Origin of the sequence: uncultured Salinicola sp., assembly GCF_937921195.1 — a bacterium.
Taxonomy (GTDB): Bacteria; Pseudomonadota; Gammaproteobacteria; order Pseudomonadales; family Halomonadaceae; genus Salinicola.
In genome coordinates, this window is the sequence record NZ_CALFQK010000099.1 from 81251 (window position 1) to 107422 (window position 26172).

Consider the following 26172-nt stretch of genomic DNA (forward strand, 5'->3'; position numbering starts at 1 on the left):
ATGCATGTTCCACTGGAGAGCGTCCGGCTCTTCCAAGGGGGATCGCATTGGCGACACTGGCTTCAGAATCTGTGACATCCTCCGGGCCCGCGGGTCTCGGGTCACGGATCGCGCTGTTGGCGCGGGTCGTGTTCTTCGCCACGCTTGCCGCCTGGCTCTTCCGTTCCGTTTTCTTCGCTCCCTACTACGTTCCGAGTTCGTCCATGATGCCCAGCCTGAGGCAAGGCGACTTCTTCATCGCCTCTCGATGGGATTACGGGATCTCCCCCCGCTCCTTCTCCTCGATGGCGCCATGGTCACCGAGACTGTTCGCGGATATTCCCGCCAGGGGTGATGTCGTGGTGTTCTCGCCCCGGTCGAATCCTGATGTGAACTTCGTGAAGAGGGTGATCGGGCTACCGGGCGACCGCATCGCGGTTGAGGATGGCGTGATATCGATCAACGGCAGGAAGGTCAGCCATCGTCGGATCGCGGACTTCGTCGCTCCTCTCGACAGCGACATAGACTGCGTCGTGGTCCCGTCGGTCGTGGATCAGAGAGCTCTGACGGTGACGGGGGAGGAGGGTTGCCGCTTCCTGAGGGAAGTGGAGACGCTCCCGGGCGGGACGTCGTTCCCCGTTCTCGACATCGCGCCGGCACGTTCGGACTTCATAGACGAGTTCACGGTCCCGGACGGCAAGGTCGCGCTGTTCGGTGACAACAGGGACGACAGTCTGGACTCGAGGTATCCCGTGTCCGCCGGAGGCATAGGGATGGTGGGCACCGACCGGATCCTGGGCAAGCTCCGGTTCGTGGTCGGCCGCGACGCCGAGGGCGCCCGCTTCATGGGAACGAGGGCGTTCGCGGCCGACTGATCAGGTCGTGTAGAACATGTGCCGGCCGATCTGTGAGACCTGCCTCAGGCGGTGCCTCCACGTCGGTCTCACATAGGTCGCATGGAAGAAAGTGGCGCCCTTCGCCGAACTGCTCTCGCGTCCCGAAAGGACGTCTATCACGAGGCTGCGCAGTGTGCTCTCGCTCGAATCGGGGACATCCGGGATGCGCCCCCGCCTGACGAAGCTGAACTGGGACCGCTGCGCGATCACGGAACATGCATTGGAGGGCCAGCGATTCGAATCGCGCCGTGCGAGGACGACCTCGACGACCGCGACCCTTCCCTCGCGTGGTTCTCCCCTCGCTTCATGGTAGGCGGCCGACATCAGGCATTCTATCTCGGCTTCCGTGGCATGCACGGTGAGGTTCTCTTCAGTCTCCTCCGGAATCGCCTGGACGACCTCGTTGCGGACCATGACGATACCATGTCCGTCCTGCTCGAGCGCTTCCGCCTGCTCATACCATGGAGTCTCTTCGGCGGACGGGAGGACGATCTGTGCGTCGGCTCCCTCCGTCGGGCCCTGGTCGGCGACGTAGTGGGCGATCGGTGTCGCGGCCAGTCCGGCCGCGATTGCGAGTGCAGTGAATTTCATTGTCTCGAAAAGTCCATTGCGCCCTGGCGAACGGTCACGGTCATGTCGGCTCGTCCGAATGACCGCCCGCGCGGTTCCAAGGCGTCTGGTGCTCCCTGATTGAATGTCGTGACTGCTTGTTGGGTCGGGAGGACCTGCTTGCGTTTTTAGGATGGAAGAACGACAAAGGCGACCAGTCTGGATTCGACTGGTCGCCTATGCGAACCGTTCCATCCGGAAAATTATCAGTTCCGGTGGGAACCTTGTGCACCACAATGCGTTGCGGCGCTGTTGTATGTGGGTCTCGGTGCCGGTCTACGGGACTCCGGGACGCCCGCGCGCGGTCCAGCGTCTAAGCCTTGCGCCGCAGCATCCCGGAGCCGAACCCGACGCATTCTCTTTCAGGATCATGGATCCCTCCTGGTGCGTATGGTTGGCCTGAGCCCGTAGAGGTTCAATTTTTCCTATCCCCTCACGGATTCGCCGCCTTCGGCAGGAAGGCAGAAGAATTCTCTTGCAATGCCCGAAGTCATCATGCATACGAGAGGAGTTCCGCGTCAGGGATCGACGTAAATTCGAAGTCCCATGCTAGGCATGCGATAAAGACGGAACTACGCGGAGGTCAGATCTCGCCTCCGCCACCTTTCCCTTTCAGATCATCACACTGGATGCCATAGGCCATCGTTGCTTCGCTGGCGCGATTCGCCGTGTGTCCGCTGGTTCCGAATGACGTGATCGCCTCATCGCTATAAATGCACGTCTTGTCCATAGGCAGGCAGACCTGTCTGAGGAATGCTTCTCGTATTCCGGTTCTCATCCTAAAAATCGATCATGTCATTCCGTCGTTTCATGGTCGCGGGTCTATCGCTTGTCCTCGTGTCGATTCCCTTGCCTGGTCTCGCCCAGCAAGTGACGTCTGAGTACGGCACGCGTGCCGATCCCTTCCATGGAGGGAAACGCGCTCACAAGGGGATAGACATGGCCGCGCCCTATGGCACACCGGTCTATGCCACCGGGGACGGATGGGTGGAGCGTGCCAATTCCTGGGGGTCCTACGGTCTGATCGTCATCATGAGGCATCCCTCCGGCCATGAGACACGATTTGCGCATCTGTCAGCCATTCTCGTCGAGCCTGGGCAGCGCGTGAGGAAGGGGCAGATGATCGGCCGCATCGGATCGACGGGCAGGTCGACCGGCAACCATCTCCATTACGAGGTTAGATACCGCGGAGAGGCGCTCGACCCGCGTAAGTTCATGTGAGGCGAGTGCGGCATCAAAAAGGGCGGCCACTGGCCGCCCTTTTTGCATTCGGATGAGACGATCAGTTGTCGAGATCGTCGATGTCGTCGAAGATGTCGTTGCCCTTGTCGGCTGTCGGCTGTGCGTCGCCATTGCCGTTGAGCTGGGGCAGGGTCTGGTCGCGCAGCTTCTGGAGCCTCAACTCGCGTTGCTGGCGCTCCTCCTCGGTCATCTCCGGCTGTGCGGGTTCTTCGATCTCGTCATGTGTCGAGGCTTCTTCCTCGCCGTCATGGACTACGGAATCATCCACGACGGAATCCGTGGGATCGGTTTCCTCCGCGCCATTCTCGGACTGCGTATCCTCGACTGCTTCGTCGGAAGTCGTGACGGTGTCTTCTGACGCTTCGTTGGAGATCACTTCGGAATCGGCGGACTCCTGATCTTCCGGCTCCGACCTTGTGCTCACCGGGTTTTCCGGGACGGGAGCCGGAACGGGAGCATCGACTGGGGCCGGATACCGGGGAGCGAATCCCTCCGGCATCTCGATGGTGATCTTGTCGCTGTCGCTGTCGCTGTCGCTTTCGCTTTCGGGCCTCTCCGCTTCAGGTGTGGGGGCCTCCTCGTTATCGAGCGTGAGGCCTTCCGGGGAAGCCTGAACGACTTCGTCCGGAAGCGTGTCTTCCTGAAGGGCCTCGTCGCGGGGCCTCGTGTCGTCCGTCCGATCCTCGGTGAGGACATCCGCCTGGGGGCGGGTGAAGGCCTGATCGTCGACCTCGAACGATTTCTCGATAGGAGCTTGTTCCGGGACGGCTGGAACGGTCGCATCTTCGTCTGCGGCGGTCAGGCGGTCCATGACCTCCCGGCCGGTTTCCGAATTGGGGACCGGCTTCTCGACCGACACGAATTTCACCGTGCCAGACTGGTCGACACGGCGGATGTCCCTGATGTTCGCGAAGAGATAGGACGAGGGGTCGTCGTGCGGCATTCCATCGCGCACGAGACTGACCACGCTCTGCGTCTCGTTCCTGCGGAAGATGCAGCGCATGTCTCCCTTGTAGAGGACCTCGTCCCCCGGGGAGGGCGCCCGGTCGAGGATCTTTATGGGCTTGCGCGGGGCGATGATGAGATCTTCGCTCACCGTCGCTCCGGGAATCGAGATGATGATCTTTCCGTCGCGTTCTGCGACCACTTCTGCGACGACGGCGACGATGTCGCCCTTCTTCAATTCCATCTGAGGCTCCTGCATAGCATTGCAGGAACGCTTATAGGATGGGTCTTCTTGTTTCGACAAGCGAATCGACCGGAAGTCGGCGAGGATGCGTGCCTCTTCCGGTCCTCATCGCCATGTGCTCACCCGCGCCGGATGTGGTTGGTGACGCGGACGGTCTCGTGCGGATAGGCGAGGAACATGCCGGTGCGGGCGACGATGTCCCTACGCACCTTCTCCCTCATGCGGTCCACTGCGCGGCTGTCCGAGGTCTGGTCCGCCTGCGCCAGGCGTGCCATCGCGCGGTCTCCGGCCTGGAGGCCGGGCAGGATCTGGACGGCCACGGCCAGGATGGTGAAGGCCATGCCGGTCCACACATAGGCGGTCACGCCGGCTCTGAAGATCATTCCCAGGGCGCCCAAGGCAAGGGCTGCCACTGCGATCACTGCTATTACGGCTACGCCGCCCTGCAGGATATCCATTTTACTGCATCCTTCTTTTCCCCCCGGAATTGGGGATCACCCAATCCGTTCTTCAAAGAAGTTCTGCATTCTCCGATCCCGGCATGCAAGCCGTGGATCGTCATTCTCTTCCGTTATGGTCCTTTATCGGGGAGGTCTCCCCTGTATCGTCGCGCTCTCGTCCCGCACGCCCTTCCGCCTTCTCGCCCTCGCTCTTCCTCCGTGTTTTTTCCGTTCATCCTCGGGTGAACGTTCCGCTCCTCATGGGGAGCGTCATCTCGGCCGACGAGCGGAACTGCGTTGCGTCAGTGCTGCTCGTCGTAGTAGTTCGTCATTCCCTCGATCGTCTCTCCGTCCTGGTCGTAGACGATCCAGGCGAGACCGAGATCACTTGCGAGCTCCGCCGCCTCGATTAGGAACCGCGGCGTTTCGTCCGGCTTCTCCTTGGCCCGTCTGATCAGACCGGGCGTGGTGACCATGTAGCCGTAGGGGTGGCTGGCCCACACGAGATCGCTTATCCAGTGATCAGGATCGTCGATCTCCCTCGTCCTGTGCTCATAGACGTCATTCAGGATGTCGAGTTCGTCCTGCGAGATGTGTGCGGTCGAGATCGTCGCCACGGTCCCGATCTCCACGCGGCCCCACTTCCTCATGTGAACAGTTCCTCCTGCATGGATTCCGCGATTGACGAGGGCGTCATCCCTGTCGCTCTTGCCTCGGCCTGCCATACCGCTATCGACTTGTCCGTGACCCCCGGAAGGACGCACGCGTCGTCCATCGTCGCATGTCCGGCCCTCTCGTTGGCCATCTCGTCGTAGAACAGGTCCGCACCGCTGAAGCGCCTGCCGCTGCGCTTGCATGCGACGTGGGTCGTGCCGCTTCCGGAGAACGGATCGATGACCAGATCGCCCGGTCTGGTGTAGAGCTGTATGGCGCGCATGGCGAGAGCCTCGGGGAACTGTGCGGGGTGTCCCGTCTTCTCTCCGCAGTTGTGGCCCACGTTCGGTATCTGCCAGACATCGCTCGGCCACGCGCCGAAGGGATGCCCGGAGAGCTTGCCGCGGTTCGGTCCCTTGTAGGCCCGCTTCTCAGGCTGCTTCTGCGGCGTCCTTGCGGGGTCCGGATTGAAACTGGCCGGAGGCCCCTTGGAGAAGACCAGGACCGATTCGTGTCGCTCCGACAGACGCCGCCTGGGCGTCAGGCCGTGCGGGATGATCCAGCTGATGCGGTTCTGGTAGTCGAGGCCTGTCTTGCGCACCGTCTCGAAGAGCAGGATGTCCAGCGGCATGAGCGTGCCTTCGTCGTCCTTGGTCGATCCGCATTGCAGGAATAGCACTCCGCCCGGCTTCAGGATGCGGGTCATCTCCGAGATGATCATGGTCATCCAGCCTACGTATTTCACGAAGGCCATCGTATCGGAATCCCGGTGCCCGCCGTATTTCACCCCCAGCCCGTAGGGGATCGATGTGACGACGAGATCCGTGCAGGCGGGAGGGAGGCTCTCGAGATAGTCCATCACGTCGGCCTTCTGCGTGGACTCCATCATCTCTTCGAGCATTTCCCGCTGCCTGTTCAGGCGCTCGGCCTTCCGTTCGGCTATGCGCTCCTCGTTCTTGCGGGCGTTATGCGCCAGGGCGATGCTGTACACCTTGCCACGGGATATACCGTGCAGATCGCCGGTCTCCTGATAGGTGTTGTCGACGAGCGTCCGGAGTACGGCCTTCTCGTCGACGTCGACCTTCCTCGATGCGACGCCGCTCACAGGATCGTCCTCCATCCGTCATCGATCACGCTGACGGAGTTCTTCCAGTCGAAGAATTCGCGGTGCTCGTTCAGGAATTCGGGAGTGAGGACATTGCCGCCGTTGATCTTGTCTCCATCGAGCGTGACGGTGGCGGTGCTGAATTCGGATCCCTGTCGGGTCCTTACACCGTAGCCCATGTCCTTGAGTTCGCGGCGCATCTGCGCCTGCGTGATCTCGCGTTTCGCCATGTTCGTCTCCTTGGACTGGTTCGTGTCGGTTGCCGGATGTCAGAACCAAATTCGATGGTGGAATCAGGATGTGTCAGGACCTAGTTCTATGTGTCCGAACCTAATTGAATGTGTCAGGACCTAGTTGCATGCTCTCTAGTTCCGGATGTCTGCGTGATGGTATCGTCCGCTCATTCCGCACCAATTGCTCGGTCCGCTCTTTCCGAACGATCTCCAGATGCCGTCCTCGGGATTGAGGACGACCGGACCTCTCTGATCGAGACTGTGGAAGGTGCCTGAAATTCCCGAGAAGACGGACAGCGAGTGCTGATCGAGGACGACCGGTCGGTCCAGGTCCGTATTGAGAAGCTGCTCCAGCGGCACCTGTGCATAGATCGCGAAGTTGAAGTGGCTCGAGCAGGCGTTCTCGACCAGTTCCTGGAGCTCGTCGAGGGTCGCCATGGGGCGCCGGCGAGGATAATGGCTCAGGGCTTCGTGGCGCTTGTGCCGGTTTCCGCTGTGCCTACGATATTCACCCAGTGTGTAACCCAATCGGGGAAGCGCCTCGAGCAGCCCCTGGTCGATGCCTAGATGCTCCCAGTCGGACCACGCCTTGTGGCTGCTGACATGGTAGTCATCTGGGTATAGATTTTTTGCCCTGGGCATGAACACGAATGCGACCTCGACCCTGTCGCAGCTCGACAGCATGTCGGTCGGTTTGCTCTTGTCTCTTTCCAGGACCTTGTCCTGGACGAGATCGGCGAGTGCCCAGTCGAATTCGTCCTCGTCCATCTCGAAGTCCGTGTTCCAGTCGAGATCGTCCGACTTCGACTCGATCTCCTCCCTGAACGATGTCACGGCAGGACGTATCTCCTCCTCGCAGAGCCAGTGCGTGCAGTTGCCGTATTGGCCCAGCTTGCGCAGGGCGTCGTTCCGCGGCTCCCTGCTGTGCCGGTCGAAGAGCGCCTCCGCGACCTCCGCCGTCTCCGCCAGGTCCCGCACCCGGTTCTCGGGCTGATAGCGCTCGAACCAGATGTTCTCCGCGATGGAGTCCGCGATGCGATCGCAGTGCTCGTCGTAGAGCGATCCGTCCTCGATCTGCCGCCGGGTGAAGGTCAGACCCTGGACTTCGATCGTTTCCTCCGTGTCGTCATTGGCATGGGCGAGGGGCTCGGATGTCGGCATCTTGGCTGTCAGGACCACTGGCTTTTCCTTTCCACTCGTTTCCTCCGGGAATCGATGTCTTCGGGTCTATTCCGCTTGTCGTTTTCAGGATGATGGTGCATATGATGGCACCATGTCACATCTCATTCTCGGCGTTATCGGTATCATGCTGGCTGCTGCGGCGGCCCTCATCGTCGTCAACTATGGCGGGGACTACTACCTCGACGCCTACAACGACGGCGACGCCATGAACGTCGAGAACGGCCTGACGAACGTGCTGACCGCCTATCGCGTGCATGAGATGAGGACCGGCAGCCGTCCGGCGGACATGGCCGCGATCCTGCCGGAGACGGGCTCGGGCGCCCTGAAGAACCTCCCTCCCGTCAGGCATGGCGGCTCGTGGTCCAACGAATGGCGCAGTCTCGATGTGGAGGGGCGCACGGTTCCGTCGGCCGTCATCGAGGGCGTCGACGAAAGGGTCTGCCTCTCCGTCAATGCGAGGGCTCTCGTGGAAGGCATTCCAGCCGAACCCGTCGGCGCCCTCGGGTGCTTTCAGGACGGTTCGGACTACGTCGCATACAGGACGCTGTGATTTTTTTGGTCCGGGCGTTTGGCGCTCCGGTCTTTTCATCCTAAAACTTCCGAACAGGTTTCTCAACGTCTAGCGAGGCAGTCCATGCGTTCGAAGTTTCTGGCTATCATTCTTCCGTCCGTCGCTCTTGCCGGGTGTGTCGGCGGCATGGATGACGACTACTACGTCTCCGGGCCGGTAGCGCCTCCGGGCAAGTATGTCCCTGAGGTCTATGTCCCCGACATCGCCCTTGACGAGGACTTCTTCGCCGCGGCGGGGACCAACACTGTCTTCTTCGACACCGATGAATCCGTCCTCACGCCGCAGGCACGTGATGTGCTCGAGCGCCAGGCTCTCTGGCTGGTGACCCACCGGGACGTGAACTTCAAGGTGGAGGGGCATGCCGACGAGCGTGCGACCTCGACCTACAATCTGGGACTGGGTCGGCGCAGGGCGGAAGCCGTCAAGGACTTCTTCATTTCGAAGGGCATCCGTTCCGAGCGGATCACCGTCGTCACCTTCGGCGAGGAAAGCCCCGTCATCGACAAGTATGGGGACATCCAGGTGAACCGTCGGGCCGTAACCGTCCTCGACTGATCAGGAAAATTCGGACACTCCAGGGCCGGAGGGAACCGGTCGGCCCGAATGGACCCGCTCTCGAAGGAGAGCGGGTCTTTCCCGTTCATGCGCAGAGAGCGAGGTGGTCACCGACGTCGTAGCGTGACTCCGGGTCGTCGATCAGATCGCGATATGCGGCCTCTACCTCCGGTTCCGATGTCGTCACGAGACAACTGCGGCGCTTCCAGCCGTTGCGCTCGTGATGCGAGGTTATGATCCTGTCGGTGTCGACTAGGCCGGTGGCGTCATCGATCACGGTGGCGATCGGCTTTCCGATCAGTCCTGCCACCGTGGTCTGGGGCAAGGTTATGGGAAGCAGGATGGATCCTGGCCGGATGATACTCCCGTCGATCTCGATCGACACCGTGATGTTGCCGGAGACGTCCTGACGGAATACGAGAGGCGTCCCCCCGGCCCGTGAAATCGCCTTCGTGAAGCGTTTGGACTCTACCGCTCCACTGGATCTTTCATGCCACCTCTCGATCCGACGATCCACGAGCCGCATGATCGACCCGTGGATCGCCTTCCTGGTCTCTCCCTGTGCGCTCTGGATGCCATCGAGTATTCTCTGGGTGAGACCGAACAAGAGAGGCGTGCCCCCGGTCAGTATGGAATGGTGACGGCATGCGCTTCGCCAGATCCTTTGATCCATGCCCTATCCTTCCTGTTCGTCTCCGTTATGCAGGAGAAGGTCTCCGTTGTCTTCCGAGACCCGATCCACCTCGAGGGAATCGAGGGCTGAAAGTCCCGTCGTGTAGACATGTCCCAGGAGGGTGCCGTCTCCTCCGGTCTCCAGCAATTTCGTCCTGAAGGCGGCCGGGAGATCCATGGTCGAGGGCAGGGCCACGACTATGGCGCCACCTCTGTCCCTGATTATCGGAGAGCGATCGCCGAAATCGAAGCCTCGCCAGGCGGTGCCGGCAGCCGAGAGGACTGCCGTGATCTCACCCTCTCGCTGGACGATCGAACTCATCGAGACGGAATAGCCTGGAAGATCGATCGAGCCGTGACCGGTCGTGCGTAGCTGGTCGACGATGTCCTGGAAGGCGTCGGACTGCGTATCGCGTAGATGCTCGAGAAGGATGCGTGCGAGTCTCGCTATCGGCCGTTTCGCCGGCGGTGCTTTCCCCGTGTTCATGGAGCGGGGCTTCGCATTCTGATGCATCTCCCGACATCGGGATGACCGCCTGCGGGGAGATGCATATCCGTTTTTCCTTCTATCTCTCTCTCACCCCTCCTTGGGATCAATCGGGAAGAGTATCCTTGATCCAAGCATCGATTTCCGCCTTGTCGCCGGAACCGCGCCTTCCGAGCTCTTCACCGTCCTTGGTGAGGATGATGGTCGGATAGGTCTTGAGGCCTACCGCCATAGGCGTGTCGAGGTCCTCGTCCCCGTCGATCATGACGACGGTCAGGTCATCTCGCTCTGTGTCGATCTCGGCGATGCCGGGTTTCGTTTTCTGACAGGGGCCACACCAGGAGGCGTGGATGAACATGAGCCCGAGACCGGTCTCGGGCATCTTGGGAACTGCCATTTCGTATTCTCCTCAGGCGGCCTTCAGCCGGTTGTGATATTCGATGCCGTCGACGTTGACGCCGTTGTCTGTGACGGCATCCTTGGTGATGACGACCCGGGCGATGTCGCTGTCCGGCGCATCGTACATGGGCCGCTGCAATACGTTCTCGACGATCGAGCGGAGTCCGCGTGCGCCGGTCTTGCGTTTGATTGCGGCGTCGGCGATCGCATCGATGGCCTCCTCCGTGAACTCCAGCTCGACATCGTCGAGGCGGAACATCTCCTGATACTGGCGGATGAGGGCGTTGCGCGGCTCGGTGAGGATCGTGCGCAGGTCGTCGCGGGTCAGCTCGTTCAGGACCGTGGTGACTGGCAGACGGCCGATGAATTCCGGGATCAGCCCGTATTTCACCAGATCCTCGGGTGTCGCGCCGTTGAGGCTCGCGACCTGGTCATTGGATGCGAGGTGCGCACCGAAGCCGATTCCCTTCTTCGCGGTTCGTCCCTGGATGATCTTCTCGAGCCCCGGGAATGCGCCGGCGCAGATGAAGAGGATCTTGCTGGTGTCGATGGTGTGCATCGTCTCCTGCGGGTTCTTGCGCCCTCCGGTTACCGGAACACTGGCGATGGTCCCCTCGATGAGCTTCAGCAGCGCCTGCTGGACGCCTTCTCCGGAGACGTCGCGCGTGATCGAGGGGCTGTCCGACTTGCGTGCGATCTTGTCGATCTCGTCGATGTAGATGATGCCCTGCTGGGCCTTCTCCACATTGCCCTCGGATGCAGCCAGGAGCTTGGTGAGGATGGATTCGATGTCGTCACCGACGTATCCCGCCTCGGTGAGGGAGGTCGCGTCCGCGATCGCGAAGGGAACACCGATCCGCCTTGCGATGGTCTGGGCGAGCAGCGTCTTGCCGGTGCCGGTCGGCCCGATGAGCAGGATGTTCGACTTGTCGATCTCGACGTCCTCGTTCTCGCTGCGCAGTCGCTTGTAGTGATTGTAGACGGCCACGCTGAGGGTTCGCTTGGCATCCTCCTGCCCGATGACGAAGCCGTCCAGCATCTCGCCCATCTTGCGGGGGTTCGGCATGTCGAACTCGATCTCGCACTTCGCCGGCTTCTTGCCGTTGCGCTTGATGCGCTTGCTCGTCTCGGCCTCGATGGTCTCGACGCAGAGCTCCGTGCACTCGTCGCAGATGTTCACCTTGGGGCCAGCCACCAGCAGAGTGACATCGTTCTCGTTCTTGCCGCAGAAGCTGCAGTCCTTGGGATTCTCGGGCATTATTCCTCTTTTCCTTGTCATGTATTGCTGGATGATCGTCGGCGTTTCGCGTGCTCGCAGAGGACGTTTAAGCCCTTGTCCATTACCGGTGTATCTGTGCTAGAATGCCGGTGGTTGCAAGTTTCATGCCCTGTGCGGGCGGGTTCGCAGGAGTTTCGGATGGGTAATGTTGTCAGGATGGGCGAAGGCGTAGGCGGGCGGTCGGGCCCTTCTCTCGATGATGGCTGGAACGATCGTGCTCGTCAGGTCGCCCTCCATTTCTGCGTCTTCGAACGCGATGTTAATTCTCCGATGACGGATGCCTCCCTCGCTCGTCTCTTCTACAAGCATATCCCGGCCGCTGTCGAGATGGATCGGTCGGGATCGGAGGATTCTCCGGGAGAGGCCCGCGCTCTTGCGAGGTCCATCGAGCAGGACATGGTCGTCGGAAGGGACTATGATCAGTGGCTCGCCGGATACAACCACCTGCCCGAAGGCACTAGGGAGCTGTTCGCGAAGGGTAAGGGTAACGCCCTCAATCCCGTCCTGGACAGACTGGCCGAAGTCGGCGGATACGAGCGTTCCGACATTCTCGTCCGCGAGGCGTCCCTGGAGAGTGGCGGTCTCATGGTGAAGAGCGAGAAGACGCGGCAGTCGCGCCTGGCGGCGATGCATGCGCTGGGGATGGACCAGGGTCGCTGACGCTCTTCAGGCGGCCTTGATCCTCGGGAAGATGGGGCCGTCGTCCAGATGGACGCTGGTCTTCTGCTCGAACGTCCCGGGCAGGGTCCTCTCGTCCTCGCGTCCGTAGCGCGAGAAGAACTCCTTCAGATTGCTCACGAAGGTCGAGAAGTAGGTCCCCGAATACATGCAGTATGCAGGGTGTGCCGTCATATACATCTGCACGTCGACATCGCCGCGGCGGAAGTTCATCGTCTGCCCATATATCTCGAGCACGCTGCCGCGATAGTGTGCGAGGGACTCGATGACGGCGCGACCCTGGGCGAGGATTGCCCGTGGTCGCACCAGCTCGATCTCCCTGTAGAGGAACGGGCGTGACGCTGCGATCTGCGTCTTGTTCGGCGACTTGTCCTCATCGGGCGTCCAGTGGATCGCGTAGGCGATATGGCAGGCGTCGAGGTCCACACCGACGAGGCCTGCGGCATTGCGCATGATGGTGCCGTATTCCCCCGAGAAGGGACGGCCCTCCTCGCGGTCCTCGTCCTCCGGCTTCTCCGTCACGATCATGATCGGGTCAGGAGTGTCGGCAAGCTGGGAAGGCGTGTAGTCCTTGCCGGCCGCGAGATCGTGTCCTTCGTAGTCCCGGATGGCGCGATACAGGGCTCCGAGGTCGGGGGCCGCCGCAGCGGCCTCGATTGCCTGGGCGACGCACTCGCGTTCAGACAGATGGAACTTGTCCATTTCCTTTTCCTTTCACCTTGAGGATTGCGGTCTCCCGCCTCTCCTGGATGAATGGCGGATCAGTTGCCCGATATGCTGGCGTATCCCTCCAGCGGACTTCCCGCCGGGCTGTCCGCCTGTCGCTGACCGGGAAGACGCGGCGGATCCCCGGGCCGTATGGCGCGCAGTCCGCTCCCCTGGTCCGTCATGGGGACCTTGGTGTCATTCGCGTAGTTCGGGTTCTGCGAGATCGGGACCATCTCGTCATCGGCCGGGGGCACGTATGCCGGCGCACGCCGGATCGGCTCCATCGGACGCGGATCGGGTCGCTGCGTCTCTTTCCGGACGGCTGCGACCTGGGTCCTGGCGCGGGGCGCCGGATTGGCCTCTTCGTCCGAAGCAGTGCTTATGCGTGCGACACGGGCCGGTGCGGCCTGCGAGGGCAGACTCGTGACGCTGGCCGCAGCAGGAGACCCCTCGGCCGAGAGCTGGTGTGCGACCTGTTGGCGTATCATGTCACGCGTCGAACCCTGATCGGCGAAGTTCGGGAGGAAGGGGGTCGAGTTGGTCCGTGCCGTCCCGTCCGCCGCCAAGAGCTTTCCGCTCGCGGCCTCCCTGATCTGCACGACGCGCACTGACGAGCCGGCGACTGCGGGTATGGAACCGCCCACCATTCGGGCTGTCTCGGGCTGGATGGCCAGTGACGGATCGCTACAGAGATGCGAACCGTCCGTGCCGAGCATCGGATAGACGAGGATGCCTTCGGTCTTGTCCTGGACCCTGAGCCACTGGCATCCGTCGTCGTCGGTTTCCTGTAGTGTGCTCTCGCCGGGGAGAGGCGTGAGATGATAGGTGACGAGCTGTTCCCCGGGATAGATCGCCGGGTAGTCGTCTGGGATCCGGTTGCCGACGAGGGCAGGAGCAGGAACCGCCGCAGCGAGTTCCACGCGTTCCACCCCGCCGGCCTGTGCCGACTGTATTCCGGCGTCGGGCATGCTCCCGTAGCTGTAGGCGGCATAGGACCCTCCCGCGAGAGCGACCATGATCGCGGCGGCGCCTGCCAGATGGATCACCCTTCGACCTGCCGGACGCTGGACCTCGGTCTCGTAGTGGACGGGCTCCGCTTCACGCGTCTGTGCCAAGGGCACCACTCGGGGCTCTTCACGGCGTATGCCGTGGACCTTCGTCCCCCTGATGAAGGGGTGGGGAGCTGCGGTTGCCATGCTTGTGTTCCCGTGCTGGTTAACGAGGTTGTAGGATGATTCTTCCGGATTCGGAAATCCGATCTCGTTTTTTCTAGTCGAAGGCCCTGCCGAATCTCGGATCGACAGTGTCGGCCGGGAGGTCCTTGACCTCTTCCATGGCTTCGAGACCGTCTGCGGCCTCGTCCAGCCGGCGCGCCATTTCACGTGCCACCCGTGCACCATCCGGTCCTGCTGGCATCCGCATGTGACCACTGAGAGTGAGACCTTCGGGTGCGTAGGTGATATCCATGTCCTGCACGGATTCCTGTCGGGCCCTTTCGAACATTTCGGTTTTTTCCTTCATCAGGTATTCTCCCTGCTTCTGATCATCGCGTCTGACAGGGCCTGATGCCCCTCGGCGTCGCATCGGACCCATAGGTCATCTTGAAGAAGTCCTCCTTGTACCAGGTTCCGGAATCGCTCTGAAACTCCCGGCATTCCTTCCTGCCGGAGGACGATCCGGATCTTGCGTCATCCCTGTCCGCGGCGATGGCCTGTTCGGGTATGGGTCCCAGTGCGATGTTGTGGCGTCGGACCAGTCCGGTCAGTGCGGGGAATGGATCGATCCCGTAGATCGTGGCGAACTGCTCGAGACTGAGCGTTCTCGTATCGGCGGCCTTGTCGTTGCTGATGACGAAGACCACGGCGCCCTTGTCGACGGTGAACATGGCCTTGTAGAGAGCGGTGGGAACGAGGACCCGCTTGCGCAGGGCCTTGTTGGCATTCTCGAAGATCGGTCCGGTGGTGACGTAGACCTTGCCCTTCCACGCCTCGCGCCGGACATTCATCTCGAGCTCCCTCCAGACCCCGCCATTCATCGATCCTTCCTGAGGGACGATGTTGGAGAGCCTGAAGCTCTCCTGCTGGGCCTCGCGTGAAGGCATGTCCGCCGACGGCGCGAGATGCCCTCGATCGTATCCGGAGCGACGGTAGTCGTCGAGCTCGGAACGACGGTCCTCTGCGATCTGCGGATCGGCCTCGAAGCTAGAGTCGCGATCGATGCCCGAAGCCATCTTCATGCGCTGGGGGTCCAGGACCTCCGAGGACCATATCGCGGTCCGCGTCAGACCTGAATGACCCAGTGCGAAGGCGCGGTAGCAGACCTCGTCGTATTTCGGGGTTATGGCATTGGCGTATTCCGGGTTGACGATCCTCGGCGGGATGCCACCCGGGAACATGTGCGTGCAGTTCCCGAAATTGCCGCTCTTCCTCGGTGGGTCAGCAGCGGGATGCCGTGGGGCGGACTCTCCATCTTCCCCGTCTTCGCCTTCCTCGTCCTCGGCGGAATCCTGGGAAGGAGCCTGGGACTGCCCGGCGCCGCCTGCCTGCGCGGTCCATGGATTTTCGGCTGCCTGCTGATCTTCCGCCTCCGAGGAGCAGGCGGCCAGCAGTAGCGCCATGACCATGGCGATCGCGTTCTTTGTCATCCGTATTTCCGTCCTGTATCTGTATGCCGCCGCGCTCCTCAGGCGGCGATCGGCCTTTCGTCTGCACGCGGCCGCTGTTCCATTATGCGCTTTTCCTGCTCAACCCAGGCGGCTTCTTCGTCCTCGTCCTCGAACGGGGCTACGAACACACGCCCGCTGGGATCTCCGTAGACGTCTTTCCTGTTTCTCATGACCCGCGACTCCTCTTCTCCGGTCCACCCGGATTATCGCCTTTTTCAGGATGATATGGAAGCCCGGTGATTTCGTCGCCCATGGCTCTATGCCCGGCTTCCTGGATCATGGCCCTGCGCAGGTTCTGCCTGGCGTGGGGCTTCTCGAGTAGGCGTCCTGCTGCGTATGTGAGGATGATGAAGGCAAGGACCGAGGTCGTCACGTTGACAGGGCCGCCAGTCACCGCGCCGAAACGCAGGAGGGGGTAGTGCAGCATGATGGCGGGATATGCGTATCGGGTCAGCTTCCTGATGGAGCCGATCATTCCGACCGCGGGGATCGTCGCGATGAGAAGACCCGCCCCCATTGCTGTGACCATGGATCCGGAAGTCCCGAGCGAGGGGAATTCGGACAGGGCCTGACCCGCTGTCATCAGTATCGTGGAGAAGATGAGGAACCCTGCCCGGGCCATGGGCCTCAAGCCCTCCTGCTTCTCTATCAGCGCTCCGATGACGAAGGTCGCGGTCAGAAAGGTCGTGACGGACCATATCGTCCCTTCGGGGACGACCGACCCCGTCGCCACGATTACGATGATGATCAGAACCTTGGATGCCACGCTTCGAAGCATGGACACGACGGGGACGGCGATGCTTCCGATGATCAGTGCCTGGAGAACGAACCAGGAGGGATTGTTCTGTGCGGCGAAGGCGTTGGGCCAGAGAGGAATGATGTTGAGAGCGACTCCCGTGGAGCTCGCCTCATCCGGCATACCCATGAGCGAGAAGGCCGACACCACGGCGACCACCAGGGAGAACGATACGAGATGGACCGGTGCCAGTCTGCGCAGGCGGTGGAGAAGGAAGGAGGAGGGAGATGGAATGACACGGCTCCATCTCCTCCATGAGATCATGGCCGTTCGACCGGCGGAGCACAGCAGGATAGCGGCACCTGTTCTCCATCCGGCTCCCACGAGATCGAGGACCGGCCCTTCTGACAGGAAGATGGACAGGGAGCCACAGGCCACGATGAGAATCGTGGCGATGGAGTGGGCGAGGAGAATGGAGGGATCCCACTCGAGCCGTCTCGCCACCTCGTGTTCGGCTTCGGGGCCCCGGCCGCTCTCGTATCGACCCTGCATGGTCAGATCGCGCTAGCGTTCCCCGGATTCCTCATGGCGCCCTCGATGCGATCGAGGTTCTCGCCGCTGGTCTTCATGGTGCTGTCGACCCAGATGTCCACGATGTCGCGCAGATCGCTCTCACCGATGGGGCACGCTCTCGACATGGCCCTCCTAGCTGAGAGTATCGCGCTCCGACGCGATTCGTTGCGCTTGATTATGCCTCCCACCGTGGCCTCGATATCGTCGGGCTCCGACATGTGTGTCACGATGCCATGGTCGCACATGTCGGAGGCTCCGGTGACGATGCCCTCGTTGATCATGCGGTTCGCCGCGGCCATGCCGATCTTCCGCGAGAGGAACATCTGAGCGCCCATGCCGGGGAAGAGACCGAACTCTGTGTCGGGGAAGGCGAAGCGCGAACGCGGTGTCGCCACCAGGTAGTCGAAGCTCATGGCGGCCTCGAATCCGAGACCGAAGGCATCTCCGTCGACCACACCGATGGTTATGACATCGGCGTCCGCACCGTTCAGGTTGTCGAGCAGCATGTCTATGCAGTCATGCGCGTAGTCGTGGAGGAGGGTCCTGTCTCCGTTCCTTACGCTGCGGATGAGGAGCCCCGCGTCTCCCCCGTAGCAGAAGCCGTTGCCGGAGGGCGAGGAGACGACCATCCAGTGCGGAGCGGTATCGGGCTTGTCCGAGAACCCCGTCTGGAGATCGCGATACTCCTTGACCAGGCCGTGGGTCATGACGGGATATCCGTCATTCTCCATCGTCACGTCCAGTCTGTGACCCTTCCAGCGCAAGCGCAGATTGTCCCGATTATCGGATGCGACCCTTATCAACGTCTTCCCCTGTCCTGTGTTCAGGGGCGTATTCTAGGACGTCCGATGCTGTTAGGCCAAGTGGCCGGGATCGTTTTTCCTCAGGCCGTCTTCCTCCGATGGGAATTGACGATGCGTGAGAAGTCCATGTACTCCTCGATGCACACGGGCCTGCCGGTGTGGTAGCCCTGGATGAAGTCGCACCCCATCTCGCGCAGGCAGGCCTGTATCTCGGCGCTCTCCACCCCTTCCGCGACGACCTTCAGGCCCATCTCGTGCGCGAGCCGGATGGTGGAGCCGACCACGATACGATCGCTGTGGCTGGTGAGCATGTTGGAGATGAAGGACCGGTCGATCTTCAGTTCGTCCGCCGGCAGGATCTTGAGGTAGTTGACCGTGGAATTGCCCATCCCGTAGTCGTCGATCGAGATCTTCACGCCGAGAGCCTTGATGTCCTCCAGCTCCCTGATCGATTCTTCCCGCGTGAAGCGCTCGGATTCGGTGACCTCGACCGTGAGGCAGGACGGATCGAAGTCGCTGCGTGCGATGGCCTCCTTCACCATGGCGCACAGCCTACCGGTTCCGATCATGAGCGGCGAGACGTTCACGGCCACCGTGCAGCCGGGCATCTGACTGAAGTCGCTGACGGCACGGTTGAGCATGAAGCGCGTGAGATCGTCGGTGCGGTTCGCCTTCTCGAGCAGAGGGATGAATGCATCGGGCCTCACGTCACCGCGTGTCGGGTGCTTCCAGCGCACGAGGGCTTCGGCGCCGATGATGGTGCCGTCGCTGCTGTCGACCTTAGGCTGATAGGCGACCCATAGATCCTCGTTCTCGATGGCGGTGGAGATCTCGGAGACCACGCTGATCTTCCACATCTCCTCGGTGTCATGGGCTTCGTAGATCTCCCAGGAGATGCCGCGCTCGGCGGCGCGGTTGGACGCGATGGCCGCATTGGAGACCGCCCGTTCGATGCCGAGCGTCTGGTCCTTCTCGATTCCCGCGACGGCGTGGATGTCGATCTTCCCGTTCCCGAAGCTCACGCCGTTCCGGAGCATGACGAGCAGGCTCTCGATCTGGGTGACCTCGTGTTCGATGTCGTTGCCTCCCCGCCAGGCGAAGGTGGAGGCGTCGACCTGGTAGATCGCCCGCCCGTTGCTTCCCATCTCGAGCATCTTGGCGACCTTTGCCATCACGCGGTCCCTCCCCTCGGGGCCCAGCTCCGAGATGATGTCGACATGGTTCTTGATGCTCATCACGAGAGTGGATCCGAGATCGTGCGACCCGAGCTTCATGGCGGTGAGATTGGGAATGCCGGTGCCCTCGTTCTGTGTCATCCGGCTGTAGAAGTAACGGATCATGTGGATCAGAGCCGTGACTGCCAGGAGGAACACCATGGTGACCATCGCCGATCCGACGCTGATATCCACGATCTCGTTGCGGGCCAGCTCCCATTGCGCGATGGGAAGGAGGGCCAGGATTGCGCCGTAGGTGACATAGTGCTTGTAGGTCTGGCTGGTGAGCATTGCCGTGGCCGCCAGGAGCAGCGCGACCAGGGCGGCCGCGTATACCGGAGCGACCGGCATGGCCCCGTTGATGAGGGTCTCGGCTCCCACTGCGTGGATGCGGGCTCCCGGGGTGATGCGTCCACCCGGGATCGCGTAGGAATCGCCCAGGATCGAACTGTGCGCTCCTACGATGAGGGACATCCCCTCCATCTCCGGTCGCGGACCGTTCTCGAGGATGTCCGAATAGGAATAGGTGGGCATGTTCCGATCGTTGATGCTCCAGTCGATCGGTAGCGTGGCGACCCGTGTCGGGACGTCGGCGAGCCATCCGGAGATTGTCGGGGTGAGGCTTTCGTCGATCATCCAGCCCGTCGGGATGTCCTCGACCGCGCCTTCGCCGTTCATCTCGAACCAGATGGAGACCGGAACGCCGCCCCTGTCGGTGAACTTGTCGATCGGATGGTTGCCCTGCATGGCGGAGCTGTCCACGTCGCCGCTGTCGATGGTGGGGAGCGCGAGGGCGACCGGGAAATTCGAATCGCCGATGGCGGCGGCCAGCTTGTCGTCGGCCGCTGGATCCTGTGATTCGGTGACGAAGGCGACATCGAAGGCCAGTCGCTCGATGCCCGAGCCCTGGAGGCTATCGATCAATCGCCCGTGCGTCGCGCGCGACCATGGGAAGGCACCGATCTGTTCGATGCTGCGGTCGTCGATGGCGATGATGCCGATCTTCCCGGTGGGCTCCTTCTTGTGGATCTGCTGACGCTGTTCGCGGAGCATGTCGTCGATCTGTGTCCCGAAGCCGATGGCGAGACACAGGAGGGCGACTATCAACGCCATGGCATAGGCGATGTTGTCGGCCTTCTTGATGGCATGCGCTCTGAGGATCTGCATGTCGGGTCCTTTCGGTTCTGTGGCACCGAAAGGGTTTTCCCTTCAGCACCTTGTATCTGAAATTCTGTCTTCTACGATCCTGCCGCCCCCGATCGTCACGATCCGGTCGGCGGCCTCTATGGTCTCTCGGCGATGGGCGATCCCTATCCGGGTGATCCCCATCGCTCCCAGAGTTGCGTTAACATTTGACTCATGCGCAGCATCGAGATGCGACGTGCCTTCATCGAGGATGAGTATCCGTGGCTTCTGGTAGAGGGCCCTGGCTATGAGGATGCGCTGCTTCTGCCCTCCGGACAGCGTCGACCCCATGTCCCCCACGAGAGTGTGTTCGCGCATGGCCATCGCCTCGACATCCTCGAGGACCGATGCTCCCGCAAGCGCCTCTCGGACGCGCTGGGGGTCGGATCCGGTGAAGCCGCTCACGTTGTCCGCGATTGACCCTGTGAAGAGGGTGTCCTCCTGCAGCACTGCTCCGACCTGTGATCGGTAGGCCCTGCGACCGTATCGCGAGAGAGGCTGTCCGTCGACGAGCACCTCTCCTCCGGTCGGATCCACCAGACCGAGGATTATCTTGATGAGTGTGCTCTTACCGCTGCCGCTCGGCCCGGTTATGACGATGTTCTCTCCCGGCTCGATCAGTAGATCGATGTCCTGCAGGACGTCGGCCTCGAACTCCCCGTATCTGTGGGATACGCCCCTGAGTTCGATCCGGCCCTCCAGGGGGTCGCGCTGGAACTCCGGCTCGTCGAAGCCCGGATCCTGAGCGAAGAAGGCGATGTCGGAGAGTCGTGCGAGATGAAGCTTGGCCTTGCGCCACTCCGCACCCTGATCGACGACCCTCCTGGCCGCGAGCGAGAACTGGAGTCTCCACGCGGCGAAGGCGAAGAGCATGCCGATCGAGAAGCCGCCCTCGATGACGAGGAACGCCCCTGACCAGACCACGGCCACCGTCTCGATGGCTTCGAGCATGTGTCCGCCGGCCTGCTGCACGGTCTTTATCTTCTCGCGCGCGTACCGCTCGCTGAGCAGGTCGGTGAGCCTGTTCTGCCAGGCGGCCTGCCTGAGGGACTCACGTCCTGCGAGCCGTATGGTGGTCATTCCGCGGAGGGTCTCGATCATGGCGCTCTGCTCACGCCCGAGGGCGATGATCGATTCCGCTTCCGTCGCCTTTTCCCTGTCGAGGGTGAACCATCTGATCAGGCAGTATATTGCGATCGAGACGATCGGTATTGTCGCGAGCATCGGTGAGTAGACGATCATTGCCACCAGCGTGAGACCGGCCATCAGTCCATCGAGCAATGCTGCGGACATTCCTTCCGTCATCAGGAGTCTGAGCGGTTGTATCGACTGGAAGCGGGAGAGGACGTCTCCGACGCTCCGCTTCTCGAACCATGACACGGGCAGCCTGAGCATGTGCCTGGCGACGTTGGTCGACATCGCATAGGATAGCATGGTGCCGGCCGACAGGAGCACGAAGCCCCTCATGGCGTAGGCGATTCCCGTTATCACGGCGAACCCTGCGAAACCCAGACCCAGCGCGGTGATGAAGTCGGTGTCGTCGGCCGGGATCGCCTCGTCGACGGCGACCTGCAGGAAATAGGGTGATGCGAGCACGAACGCCTGGAGGACCAGGGACAGGACGAGTGCCTGGAGTATGGTGGCGGCCAGACCTTCGGCCCTTCCCCACAGTTCGCTCAGCCCGAGCCTTCGGCGCTGGGTCTCGGGCTCGAAGTCCGATGAGGGCTCGACCTCCATCGCGATGCCGGTGAAGTTTCGATCGATCGAATCGCGACCGTGCCAGGACCCCGTGCCGTGGGCGGGATCGTGGATGTAGAGCCTTCCGCCCTTCTCCTTCTCGGCGACCACGAAGTGGTTCATGCCCCAGTGGAGGATGGCGGGGTAGGACAGTTCGGGAAGATGCTCCATCTCGAGCTTCAACGACCTGGTGGAGAGATGGAGCGAACTGGCGATCCGGGTGAGATCGGACAGGCTCGTCCCTCTGGAGGTCACCGGGTAGCGGCGCCTCATCTCGTCCATGCCGAGATCCTTGCCCCAGTAGGCGGATATCATCGCCAGACTGGCGATGCCGCACTCGGCTACCTCGGTCTGCTGGATGGTCCTGATCCTGCGCGTGCGTCTGAGGGTGACGATGGGACCGTCCTTGAGGATGTCGCTACGCACGCTCATCGTCTGCCGACCGCATAGAGAGGCTCGAGGATCCATTCCATGATGGATCTCCTGCGTGTGGTGATCCTGGCCGTCAGGGTCATACCGGGAAGGAGCGCCACTGGTTCGCCGTAGACCATCATCGTCTTCGGCATGTTGGCTTCTATCTCGTATTCGGGCCCGTCTTTTCCCTCCACTGCGAACCTCGATATCCTCGATATCCTGGTCTTGATCATCCCGTAAGTCTGATAGGGGTATGCATCCACCGAGACGCCTATCTCCTGGCCCTCCCTGAGGTCGGACATGGAGCCGGCCGGCATCCGCATGACCGCGACCATGTCGTCCTCCTCCGGGACGACGATGGCGATGATCTGTCCGGCATCGACGGTCTCCCCGTCCTTGACCGGCAAGGAGGCTATCCGTCCTGCGATGTCACTGTCGTGACGGGTTTCGCGAACGGCTTCGTCAGCGGCGAGATCCCTGCGTGCGCGACTCGCGGCCTGCAGTGCGTCCTCGGCGCTGAAAACGGATTCGCTCCTTGCCTGGGTTGCCAGTGCCTCGGCTTCCAGCGCCTCCCCGTGAGCCCGCGCGATCTCCTCCGCTATGCGCGCCTCCTCCTGGCGCCTGCGGCTGACTTCCGATTCGCGGGACTCGAGATCCCTCTTGGAGAGGAAGCCCCTTTCCGCGATGCTCCTCGCCCGATCCAGATCGGTGATCGCGACCGCTGTCTGTCGGCGGGCCTGCTCGAGCTGGGATGCCAGCGCGTCTCCGCGTTGTCGCGCCGCGCGGGCCCGTGAGATGTTCGCGCTTGCCCGAGCCTCTCCGGCCTGACGTGCGGCATCCGCCCTCCTTCGGGCATCATCTATCTCACTCTGAAGAATGTCCCTGCGTCGATCGATCTGACCGTCATCACCGGACAGCGTCTCCAGCCTTGTCACCGCGATGGTCTCGCCCACCTCGATATCGTCCCCCTGTCGGTGCGACAGCCTGACCCTGCCTCGTGCCGGAGCGACGATCTGCATGGATGCCGCGACGGTATCGAGAGATCCCTTGACCTCGACGGTGCGCGAGAAGGTCGCCATGGAGGCGAAGGCGATGGCTCCGGCGAGGATGACGCCCAACAACACGGTGGTCGCCGTCCAACTCGTCGGCGGCGCGACACGGACCCTCCCGTTCATCACGTTCTGGGCCTCGACCGCCTTGTTCCGGAAGAGTTCGTCGTCGCTCATGGGGCGCTTATAGGATGATCCGCGCCTCTTCCCTAAGCCGCTCCGTGAGACGATTTGCACGGGGAAAAGGAAAGGGGCGCGGAGACCGTGGTCCCGCGCCCCTCGTTGTCGGACTTGGTCCGGTTATCGGTCTTAGCCGATGACTCCGCCGTTGGCGCCGGTGTTGCCGGTTCCGCCTGCGACCTGACGCTGTTCGTCCTGGCTGAGTTCACGCATGGTGTTGACCTTTCTGTAGCTCACGGGCGGAATTGCCCGCCCGACGAATGCTAGCCTCAAAATGAGGACGAGGTAAACAGCCTATTAACAGGATGGGTTCTTTTTCCCTTAACGAATTTAGAGTGTTGACGAAGAGCCGACATCGGGTCATATTGCCGGCCATGTTCACGAACCGGAACCTCCCCTGGCGACCGAGCCACTGAGACGCGGGACCGCACGCCCCGCGTCTGTCGGTAGCGTGTCCGGTTAGAATTCCCAGACCAGACAGCGAAATCGTGCTCTTCCGTTTATCGGGGAGTAGCTCAGGTGGTAGAGCATCCGGTTTGGGACCGGAGGGTCGCAGGTTCGAGTCCTGTCTCCCCGACCAGAAATCCTGAAGGGGTGTAGCTCAGTTGGTAGAGCGCTGGTCTCCAAAACCAGAGGCCTTCGGTTCGAGTCCGAACACCCCTGCCAGGATCATCCCCAGTCGATGTCGTCGAAGTCGATGTCGAGACGGCTCAGCGCCATCAATGCGACGGCTGCTGCCGCAGCACCGATCGTCACGGCCGCCATGGTCGCCAGCAGTGCGACTTTCCTATGCATACTCCCTCTCCCTTTCCTCGTCTCTTCTCTTCCATGCCAGATCCGACACCTGTTGTCTCGCATCGGGGACGAGTGCGTTGGCGAGCCTTGCACCCCGAGAGAGTGTTTCCATGAACGGCTCGCCCAGCCGGCTACTGGCCAGGATCTGTGTCCAGGACGACCCCTGGTAACCGTAGGACATCATGACGACGATTCCCTCCCCGGTCAGGCCGATGCCGAAATCAGTTATGATCCGCGCTCCTGGATGCATCCCGTTCAGCTGGTGCCCGAGGCGGCATCCTCTCATCGACATGAGGGTCTGGATCGCGGATGCACTTGTCCCCTCCTTCGTCTCCCGTGGCACGGCTCGGGACAGGACATGTGCCCCGTCGTGCGTGATGCCGTTCTCCGACTTCCATCGCCGGCTGGCCTCACGCCCTCTTGCCATCAGGGCATACTGGAAGCGCCTGCCTATGCTGTCCAGGGAAGTGACGGGAGCGACCTTCCATCCGTAGCCGAAGCCGTGCTCCTGGCATCCGCCGCTCAGGAGGCCTCTGGTGGTCCATGTCACCCAGCGATCGTCCTCGTCGTATCCCTCCGCGCTGACATAGAGATCGTGCAGCGCCTGGAGAGCGATGTCGATCCTGACCGAATTGTATCGTTGCTTCACCGAACTGCCGTGCATCGATAGCGTCGGATCGGCCAGCAGACTCCAGGGAAGTCCTATGGAGTGCGCCATGGAGACTTTCCTCGTGCCGGTGATGCGACAGGAGACGACGCTGATGTCCTTGCGGTTCCATCGATCCGCGACGAACCGCTGCGGTGCGGTCTCGCTCCAGGACAGCGTCTTGCACCATTCCTCGACTCGTTCGATCGCCTTTGCGCGGTTGGGTTCCCAGACGGAAAGAACGCCTTCGTAGACGATCAGGCATTCGTGGGCATCGTCGTGGACCGAGACCGCGGCCTTGTCCTTGATCGACCATTCACCCGCCCATGGGTCGGGAGGATCGGGAAATCCGCGATCGTCTTCGTCGGGTGTCCGTCTGTAGGTGCAGGCGATGACGACCTGGGCCTCGTGGACGCGCATCGTTCAGTCCCGTTCCGTGATGACGCGCGAGATGTCCTCGGCCTCGCATCCCAGTTCGAGCATCTGCTCGTGGTCGAGGTCCTCCTCCTCACCGCGCTCGAACACGACGAAGCTCTTGATACGCGTCCCGTCGGGGAGGATCAGGGCGCCATGCCCTCCGGGCAACTCCTCGTATGTGGTGCCGGCGGGTGCGATCACTCTCGTTGTGGTCACGATCTCGAAGATGGCGTCACCGTTCTCGTTGAGATTGACTTCGGTCATGTTTTTTCCTTTCTGGGAGGATGGAACGCATCCTCATTCTTCTGTCGGGTATTGCATTGGCGGGATGTTCGTCCCCATGGGACGGGCCTCTTCCGGATCCGCACCAGGTGGAGATCGGGGAAGGATCCGCGGAATCCATCGAGCAGGGAGGTCTGATACGCGTCGCTCGTTTCGACGCGGAGGTCCTGGTGCTATCGAGGAGAGAATACGAGACGAGGGCGGATGATCCCTTGTCCGCTTATTCCCCTGTCGATCTCGCAGTGGCGTGGGGCGATGCCGCCCGGCTCGGCGTGCGCAGTCAATTCCGCATCCAGCAGCCCTGGCGCCGCTATTCCTGGCGATACGAGGTGCCGTCGCAGAAGGGAGACCCGGAACCGATCGACGTGTCGGTGTTCCGGCATGGTTCGGCGAACTGGCACATCGTACCTTCGTCCGCCTCGATATCACGGGACATCATGAATGTGGAGGAAGGCGAGGTAGTGCGTCTTTCGGGTTATCTGGTCGATGCGCGCCGCGCCGATGGAGGGATGATGCGGACATCGATGACACGGCTGGACGAAGGAGACGGGGCCTGCGAGATCTTCCTGGTGGAGAGGATGGGCAGGCCCCGCTGATC

The 26172-nt window shown here is 61.9% G+C and carries 30 protein-coding genes and 2 tRNA genes; 8 read left to right on the forward strand and 24 right to left on the reverse strand.

What is annotated here, in order from left to right; all coding sequences use genetic code 11:
• Positions 1-47 precede the first annotated feature (47 nt).
• The gene (lepB, locus tag Q0602_RS09920; RefSeq protein WP_298842332.1) at positions 48-854 is read left to right on the forward strand and encodes a signal peptidase I; all 807 of its coding nucleotides are present in this window, start codon (positions 48-50) and stop codon (positions 852-854) included.
• Here the strand turns inward: lepB and Q0602_RS09925 are convergent, their stop codons facing one another.
• Complete coding sequence (locus Q0602_RS09925; protein ID WP_298842335.1) at positions 855-1466, reverse strand: cell wall hydrolase; 612 nt, start codon at positions 1464-1466, stop codon at positions 855-857.
• Positions 1467-2294: 828 nt separating this feature from the next.
• Between Q0602_RS09925 and Q0602_RS09930 the strand changes: the two genes are divergently transcribed.
• Positions 2295-2705: a M23 family metallopeptidase gene (locus Q0602_RS09930; RefSeq protein WP_298842478.1), complete on the forward strand. Its 411-nt coding sequence runs from the start codon at positions 2295-2297 to the stop codon at positions 2703-2705.
• Positions 2706-2766: 61 nt separating this feature from the next.
• Here the strand turns inward: Q0602_RS09930 and Q0602_RS09935 are convergent, their stop codons facing one another.
• The 6 genes from Q0602_RS09935 to Q0602_RS09960 all read right to left on the reverse strand — a co-directional run bounded on the left by Q0602_RS09935 (position 2767) and on the right by Q0602_RS09960 (position 7526).
• The gene (locus tag Q0602_RS09935; RefSeq protein ID WP_298842338.1) at positions 2767-3915 is read right to left on the reverse strand and encodes a hypothetical protein; all 1149 of its coding nucleotides are present in this window, start codon (positions 3913-3915) and stop codon (positions 2767-2769) included.
• A gap of 119 nt (positions 3916-4034) precedes the next feature.
• Positions 4035-4373: a hypothetical protein gene (locus Q0602_RS09940; RefSeq protein WP_298842341.1), complete on the reverse strand. Its 339-nt coding sequence runs from the start codon at positions 4371-4373 to the stop codon at positions 4035-4037.
• 284 nt (positions 4374-4657) lie between these two features.
• The gene (locus Q0602_RS09945; RefSeq protein WP_298842344.1) at positions 4658-5005 is read right to left on the reverse strand and encodes a hypothetical protein; all 348 of its coding nucleotides are present in this window, start codon (positions 5003-5005) and stop codon (positions 4658-4660) included.
• Positions 5002-6114: a site-specific DNA-methyltransferase gene (locus tag Q0602_RS09950; RefSeq protein WP_298842347.1), complete on the reverse strand. Its 1113-nt coding sequence runs from the start codon at positions 6112-6114 to the stop codon at positions 5002-5004. The genes Q0602_RS09945 and Q0602_RS09950 overlap by 4 nt, the downstream gene beginning before the upstream one ends.
• Positions 6111-6344, reverse strand: a complete 234-nt coding sequence (locus tag Q0602_RS09955; protein WP_298842351.1) for a hypothetical protein — start codon at positions 6342-6344, stop codon at positions 6111-6113. Before Q0602_RS09955 ends, Q0602_RS09950 begins: the two co-directional genes overlap by 4 nt.
• Before the next feature lie 135 nt (positions 6345-6479).
• The gene (locus Q0602_RS09960; RefSeq protein ID WP_298842354.1) at positions 6480-7526 is read right to left on the reverse strand and encodes a hypothetical protein; all 1047 of its coding nucleotides are present in this window, start codon (positions 7524-7526) and stop codon (positions 6480-6482) included.
• A gap of 94 nt (positions 7527-7620) precedes the next feature.
• On the opposite strand from Q0602_RS09960, the gene Q0602_RS09965 reads away from it, so the two are divergent.
• Positions 7621-8079, forward strand: coding sequence for a hypothetical protein (locus tag Q0602_RS09965; protein ID WP_298842357.1), 459 nt, complete (start codon positions 7621-7623; stop codon positions 8077-8079).
• An 84-nt stretch (positions 8080-8163) separates the two neighbouring features.
• Complete coding sequence (locus Q0602_RS09970) at positions 8164-8655, forward strand: OmpA family protein (RefSeq protein WP_298842360.1); 492 nt, start codon at positions 8164-8166, stop codon at positions 8653-8655.
• Positions 8656-8740: 85 nt separating this feature from the next.
• Here the strand turns inward: Q0602_RS09970 and Q0602_RS09975 are convergent, their stop codons facing one another.
• From Q0602_RS09975 to clpX, 4 genes are all read right to left on the reverse strand, one after another.
• Positions 8741-9328: a hypothetical protein gene (locus Q0602_RS09975; RefSeq protein WP_298842363.1), complete on the reverse strand. Its 588-nt coding sequence runs from the start codon at positions 9326-9328 to the stop codon at positions 8741-8743.
• 3 nt (positions 9329-9331) lie between these two features.
• Positions 9332-9814, reverse strand: a complete 483-nt coding sequence (locus tag Q0602_RS09980; RefSeq protein WP_298842366.1) for a hypothetical protein — start codon at positions 9812-9814, stop codon at positions 9332-9334.
• 106 nt (positions 9815-9920) lie between these two features.
• On the reverse strand, positions 9921-10211 hold the full coding sequence (locus Q0602_RS09985) for a thioredoxin family protein (protein ID WP_298842370.1): 291 nt from the start codon (positions 10209-10211) through the stop codon (positions 9921-9923).
• A gap of 12 nt (positions 10212-10223) precedes the next feature.
• The gene (gene clpX / locus Q0602_RS09990; protein WP_298842373.1) at positions 10224-11492 is read right to left on the reverse strand and encodes an ATP-dependent Clp protease ATP-binding subunit ClpX; all 1269 of its coding nucleotides are present in this window, start codon (positions 11490-11492) and stop codon (positions 10224-10226) included.
• A gap of 138 nt (positions 11493-11630) precedes the next feature.
• On the opposite strand from clpX, the gene Q0602_RS09995 reads away from it, so the two are divergent.
• Positions 11631-12152 (forward strand): hypothetical protein, encoded by a 522-nt coding sequence (locus Q0602_RS09995; protein WP_298842376.1) that lies wholly within the window; start codon positions 11631-11633, stop codon positions 12150-12152.
• Between the two features lie 6 nt (positions 12153-12158).
• Here Q0602_RS09995 and Q0602_RS10000 read toward each other — a convergent pair whose 3' ends face one another.
• From Q0602_RS10000 to Q0602_RS10045, 10 genes are all read right to left on the reverse strand, one after another.
• Positions 12159-12872 (reverse strand): uracil-DNA glycosylase family protein, encoded by a 714-nt coding sequence (locus tag Q0602_RS10000; protein ID WP_298842379.1) that lies wholly within the window; start codon positions 12870-12872, stop codon positions 12159-12161.
• Between the two features lie 59 nt (positions 12873-12931).
• Positions 12932-14074, reverse strand: coding sequence for a hypothetical protein (locus Q0602_RS10005; protein ID WP_298842382.1), 1143 nt, complete (start codon positions 14072-14074; stop codon positions 12932-12934).
• Between the two features lie 73 nt (positions 14075-14147).
• On the reverse strand, positions 14148-14381 hold the full coding sequence (locus Q0602_RS10010) for a hypothetical protein (RefSeq protein ID WP_298842385.1): 234 nt from the start codon (positions 14379-14381) through the stop codon (positions 14148-14150).
• Between the two features lie 40 nt (positions 14382-14421).
• Complete coding sequence (locus Q0602_RS10015; RefSeq protein ID WP_298842388.1) at positions 14422-15522, reverse strand: DNA/RNA non-specific endonuclease; 1101 nt, start codon at positions 15520-15522, stop codon at positions 14422-14424.
• A gap of 38 nt (positions 15523-15560) precedes the next feature.
• Entirely contained in the window at positions 15561-15713 is a 153-nt protein-coding gene (locus Q0602_RS10020; RefSeq protein ID WP_298842391.1) for a hypothetical protein, read from the reverse strand.
• Positions 15710-16783, reverse strand: coding sequence for a hypothetical protein (locus tag Q0602_RS10025; RefSeq protein ID WP_298842398.1), 1074 nt, complete (start codon positions 16781-16783; stop codon positions 15710-15712). The genes Q0602_RS10020 and Q0602_RS10025 overlap by 4 nt, the downstream gene beginning before the upstream one ends.
• 50 nt (positions 16784-16833) lie before the next feature.
• Positions 16834-17583, reverse strand: coding sequence for a crotonase/enoyl-CoA hydratase family protein (locus tag Q0602_RS10030; protein ID WP_298842401.1), 750 nt, complete (start codon positions 17581-17583; stop codon positions 16834-16836).
• Between the two features lie 152 nt (positions 17584-17735).
• Positions 17736-20036, reverse strand: a complete 2301-nt coding sequence (locus Q0602_RS10035; RefSeq protein ID WP_298842404.1) for an EAL domain-containing protein — start codon at positions 20034-20036, stop codon at positions 17736-17738.
• Positions 20037-20078: 42 nt separating this feature from the next.
• A complete protein-coding gene (locus tag Q0602_RS10040; protein WP_367276959.1) occupies positions 20079-22259 on the reverse strand; it encodes a peptidase domain-containing ABC transporter in 2181 nt (726 codons plus the stop codon).
• Complete coding sequence (locus Q0602_RS10045; RefSeq protein WP_298842407.1) at positions 22220-23431, reverse strand: HlyD family efflux transporter periplasmic adaptor subunit; 1212 nt, start codon at positions 23429-23431, stop codon at positions 22220-22222. The genes Q0602_RS10040 and Q0602_RS10045 overlap by 40 nt, the downstream gene beginning before the upstream one ends.
• A 507-nt stretch (positions 23432-23938) precedes the next feature.
• Between Q0602_RS10045 and Q0602_RS10050 the strand changes: the two genes are divergently transcribed.
• Positions 23939-24014: transfer RNA gene (locus Q0602_RS10050), tRNA-Pro, on the forward strand.
• Positions 24015-24024: 10 nt separating this feature from the next.
• Positions 24025-24100, forward strand: a tRNA-Trp gene (locus Q0602_RS10055).
• A gap of 3 nt (positions 24101-24103) precedes the next feature.
• Here the strand turns inward: Q0602_RS10055 and Q0602_RS10060 are convergent.
• The 3 genes from Q0602_RS10060 to Q0602_RS10070 are packed head-to-tail and all read right to left on the reverse strand — an operon-like array spanning position 24104 to position 25556.
• On the reverse strand, positions 24104-24229 hold the full coding sequence (locus Q0602_RS10060) for a hypothetical protein (protein WP_298842410.1): 126 nt from the start codon (positions 24227-24229) through the stop codon (positions 24104-24106).
• Positions 24222-25295, reverse strand: a complete 1074-nt coding sequence (locus tag Q0602_RS10065) for a hypothetical protein (RefSeq protein WP_298842413.1) — start codon at positions 25293-25295, stop codon at positions 24222-24224. Before Q0602_RS10065 ends, Q0602_RS10060 begins: the two co-directional genes overlap by 8 nt.
• Before the next feature lie 3 nt (positions 25296-25298).
• A complete protein-coding gene (locus tag Q0602_RS10070) occupies positions 25299-25556 on the reverse strand; it encodes a hypothetical protein (protein WP_298842416.1) in 258 nt (85 codons plus the stop codon).
• A 20-nt stretch (positions 25557-25576) separates the two neighbouring features.
• Between Q0602_RS10070 and Q0602_RS10075 the strand changes: the two genes are divergently transcribed.
• The gene (locus Q0602_RS10075; RefSeq protein ID WP_298842419.1) at positions 25577-26170 is read left to right on the forward strand and encodes a hypothetical protein; all 594 of its coding nucleotides are present in this window, start codon (positions 25577-25579) and stop codon (positions 26168-26170) included.
• Positions 26171-26172: the final 2 nt, after the last annotated feature.

Excerpts from the sequence above, each read along its gene's own strand:
- Q0602_RS10015 (WP_298842388.1), bottom strand. The coding sequence starts at position 15,522 with ATGACAAAGAACGCGATCGCCATGGTCATGGCGCTACTGCTGGCCGCC.
- Q0602_RS10020 (WP_298842391.1), bottom strand. The coding sequence starts at position 15,713 with ATGAGAAACAGGAAAGACGTCTACGGAGATCCCAGCGGGCGTGTGTTC.
- Q0602_RS09975 (WP_298842363.1), bottom strand. The coding sequence starts at position 9,328 with ATGGATCAAAGGATCTGGCGAAGCGCATGCCGTCACCATTCCATACTG.
- Q0602_RS09985 (WP_298842370.1), bottom strand. The coding sequence starts at position 10,211 with ATGGCAGTTCCCAAGATGCCCGAGACCGGTCTCGGGCTCATGTTCATC.
- Q0602_RS09925 (WP_298842335.1), bottom strand. The coding sequence starts at position 1,466 with ATGAAATTCACTGCACTCGCAATCGCGGCCGGACTGGCCGCGACACCG.
- Q0602_RS10060 (WP_298842410.1), bottom strand. The coding sequence starts at position 24,229 with ATGCATAGGAAAGTCGCACTGCTGGCGACCATGGCGGCCGTGACGATC.
- Q0602_RS10035 (WP_298842404.1), bottom strand. The coding sequence starts at position 20,036 with ATGCAGATCCTCAGAGCGCATGCCATCAAGAAGGCCGACAACATCGCC.
- Q0602_RS10065 (WP_298842413.1), bottom strand. The coding sequence starts at position 25,295 with ATGCGCGTCCACGAGGCCCAGGTCGTCATCGCCTGCACCTACAGACGG.
- Q0602_RS10040 (WP_367276959.1), bottom strand. The coding sequence starts at position 22,259 with ATGGATCCTCGAGCCTCTCTATGCGGTCGGCAGACGATGAGCGTGCGT.
- Q0602_RS10070 (WP_298842416.1), bottom strand. The coding sequence starts at position 25,556 with ATGACCGAAGTCAATCTCAACGAGAACGGTGACGCCATCTTCGAGATC.
- Q0602_RS09940 (WP_298842341.1), bottom strand. The coding sequence starts at position 4,373 with ATGGATATCCTGCAGGGCGGCGTAGCCGTAATAGCAGTGATCGCAGTG.
- Q0602_RS09965 (WP_298842357.1), top strand. The coding sequence starts at position 7,621 with ATGTCACATCTCATTCTCGGCGTTATCGGTATCATGCTGGCTGCTGCG.
- Q0602_RS09930 (WP_298842478.1), top strand. The coding sequence starts at position 2,295 with ATGGTCGCGGGTCTATCGCTTGTCCTCGTGTCGATTCCCTTGCCTGGT.
- Q0602_RS10030 (WP_298842401.1), bottom strand. The coding sequence starts at position 17,583 with ATGGAGAATGACGGATATCCCGTCATGACCCACGGCCTGGTCAAGGAG.
- Q0602_RS09980 (WP_298842366.1), bottom strand. The coding sequence starts at position 9,814 with ATGAACACGGGGAAAGCACCGCCGGCGAAACGGCCGATAGCGAGACTC.
- Q0602_RS09935 (WP_298842338.1), bottom strand. The coding sequence starts at position 3,915 with ATGGAATTGAAGAAGGGCGACATCGTCGCCGTCGTCGCAGAAGTGGTC.
- Q0602_RS09995 (WP_298842376.1), top strand. The coding sequence starts at position 11,631 with ATGGGTAATGTTGTCAGGATGGGCGAAGGCGTAGGCGGGCGGTCGGGC.
- Q0602_RS10045 (WP_298842407.1), bottom strand. The coding sequence starts at position 23,431 with ATGAGCGACGACGAACTCTTCCGGAACAAGGCGGTCGAGGCCCAGAAC.
- clpX (WP_298842373.1), bottom strand. The coding sequence starts at position 11,492 with ATGACAAGGAAAAGAGGAATAATGCCCGAGAATCCCAAGGACTGCAGC.
- Q0602_RS10010 (WP_298842385.1), bottom strand. The coding sequence starts at position 14,381 with ATGTTCGAAAGGGCCCGACAGGAATCCGTGCAGGACATGGATATCACC.
- Q0602_RS09970 (WP_298842360.1), top strand. The coding sequence starts at position 8,164 with ATGCGTTCGAAGTTTCTGGCTATCATTCTTCCGTCCGTCGCTCTTGCC.
- Q0602_RS09955 (WP_298842351.1), bottom strand. The coding sequence starts at position 6,344 with ATGGCGAAACGCGAGATCACGCAGGCGCAGATGCGCCGCGAACTCAAG.
- Q0602_RS09945 (WP_298842344.1), bottom strand. The coding sequence starts at position 5,005 with ATGAGGAAGTGGGGCCGCGTGGAGATCGGGACCGTGGCGACGATCTCG.
- Q0602_RS10000 (WP_298842379.1), bottom strand. The coding sequence starts at position 12,872 with ATGGACAAGTTCCATCTGTCTGAACGCGAGTGCGTCGCCCAGGCAATC.
- Q0602_RS10005 (WP_298842382.1), bottom strand. The coding sequence starts at position 14,074 with ATGGCAACCGCAGCTCCCCACCCCTTCATCAGGGGGACGAAGGTCCAC.
- Q0602_RS10075 (WP_298842419.1), top strand. The coding sequence starts at position 25,577 with ATGGAACGCATCCTCATTCTTCTGTCGGGTATTGCATTGGCGGGATGT.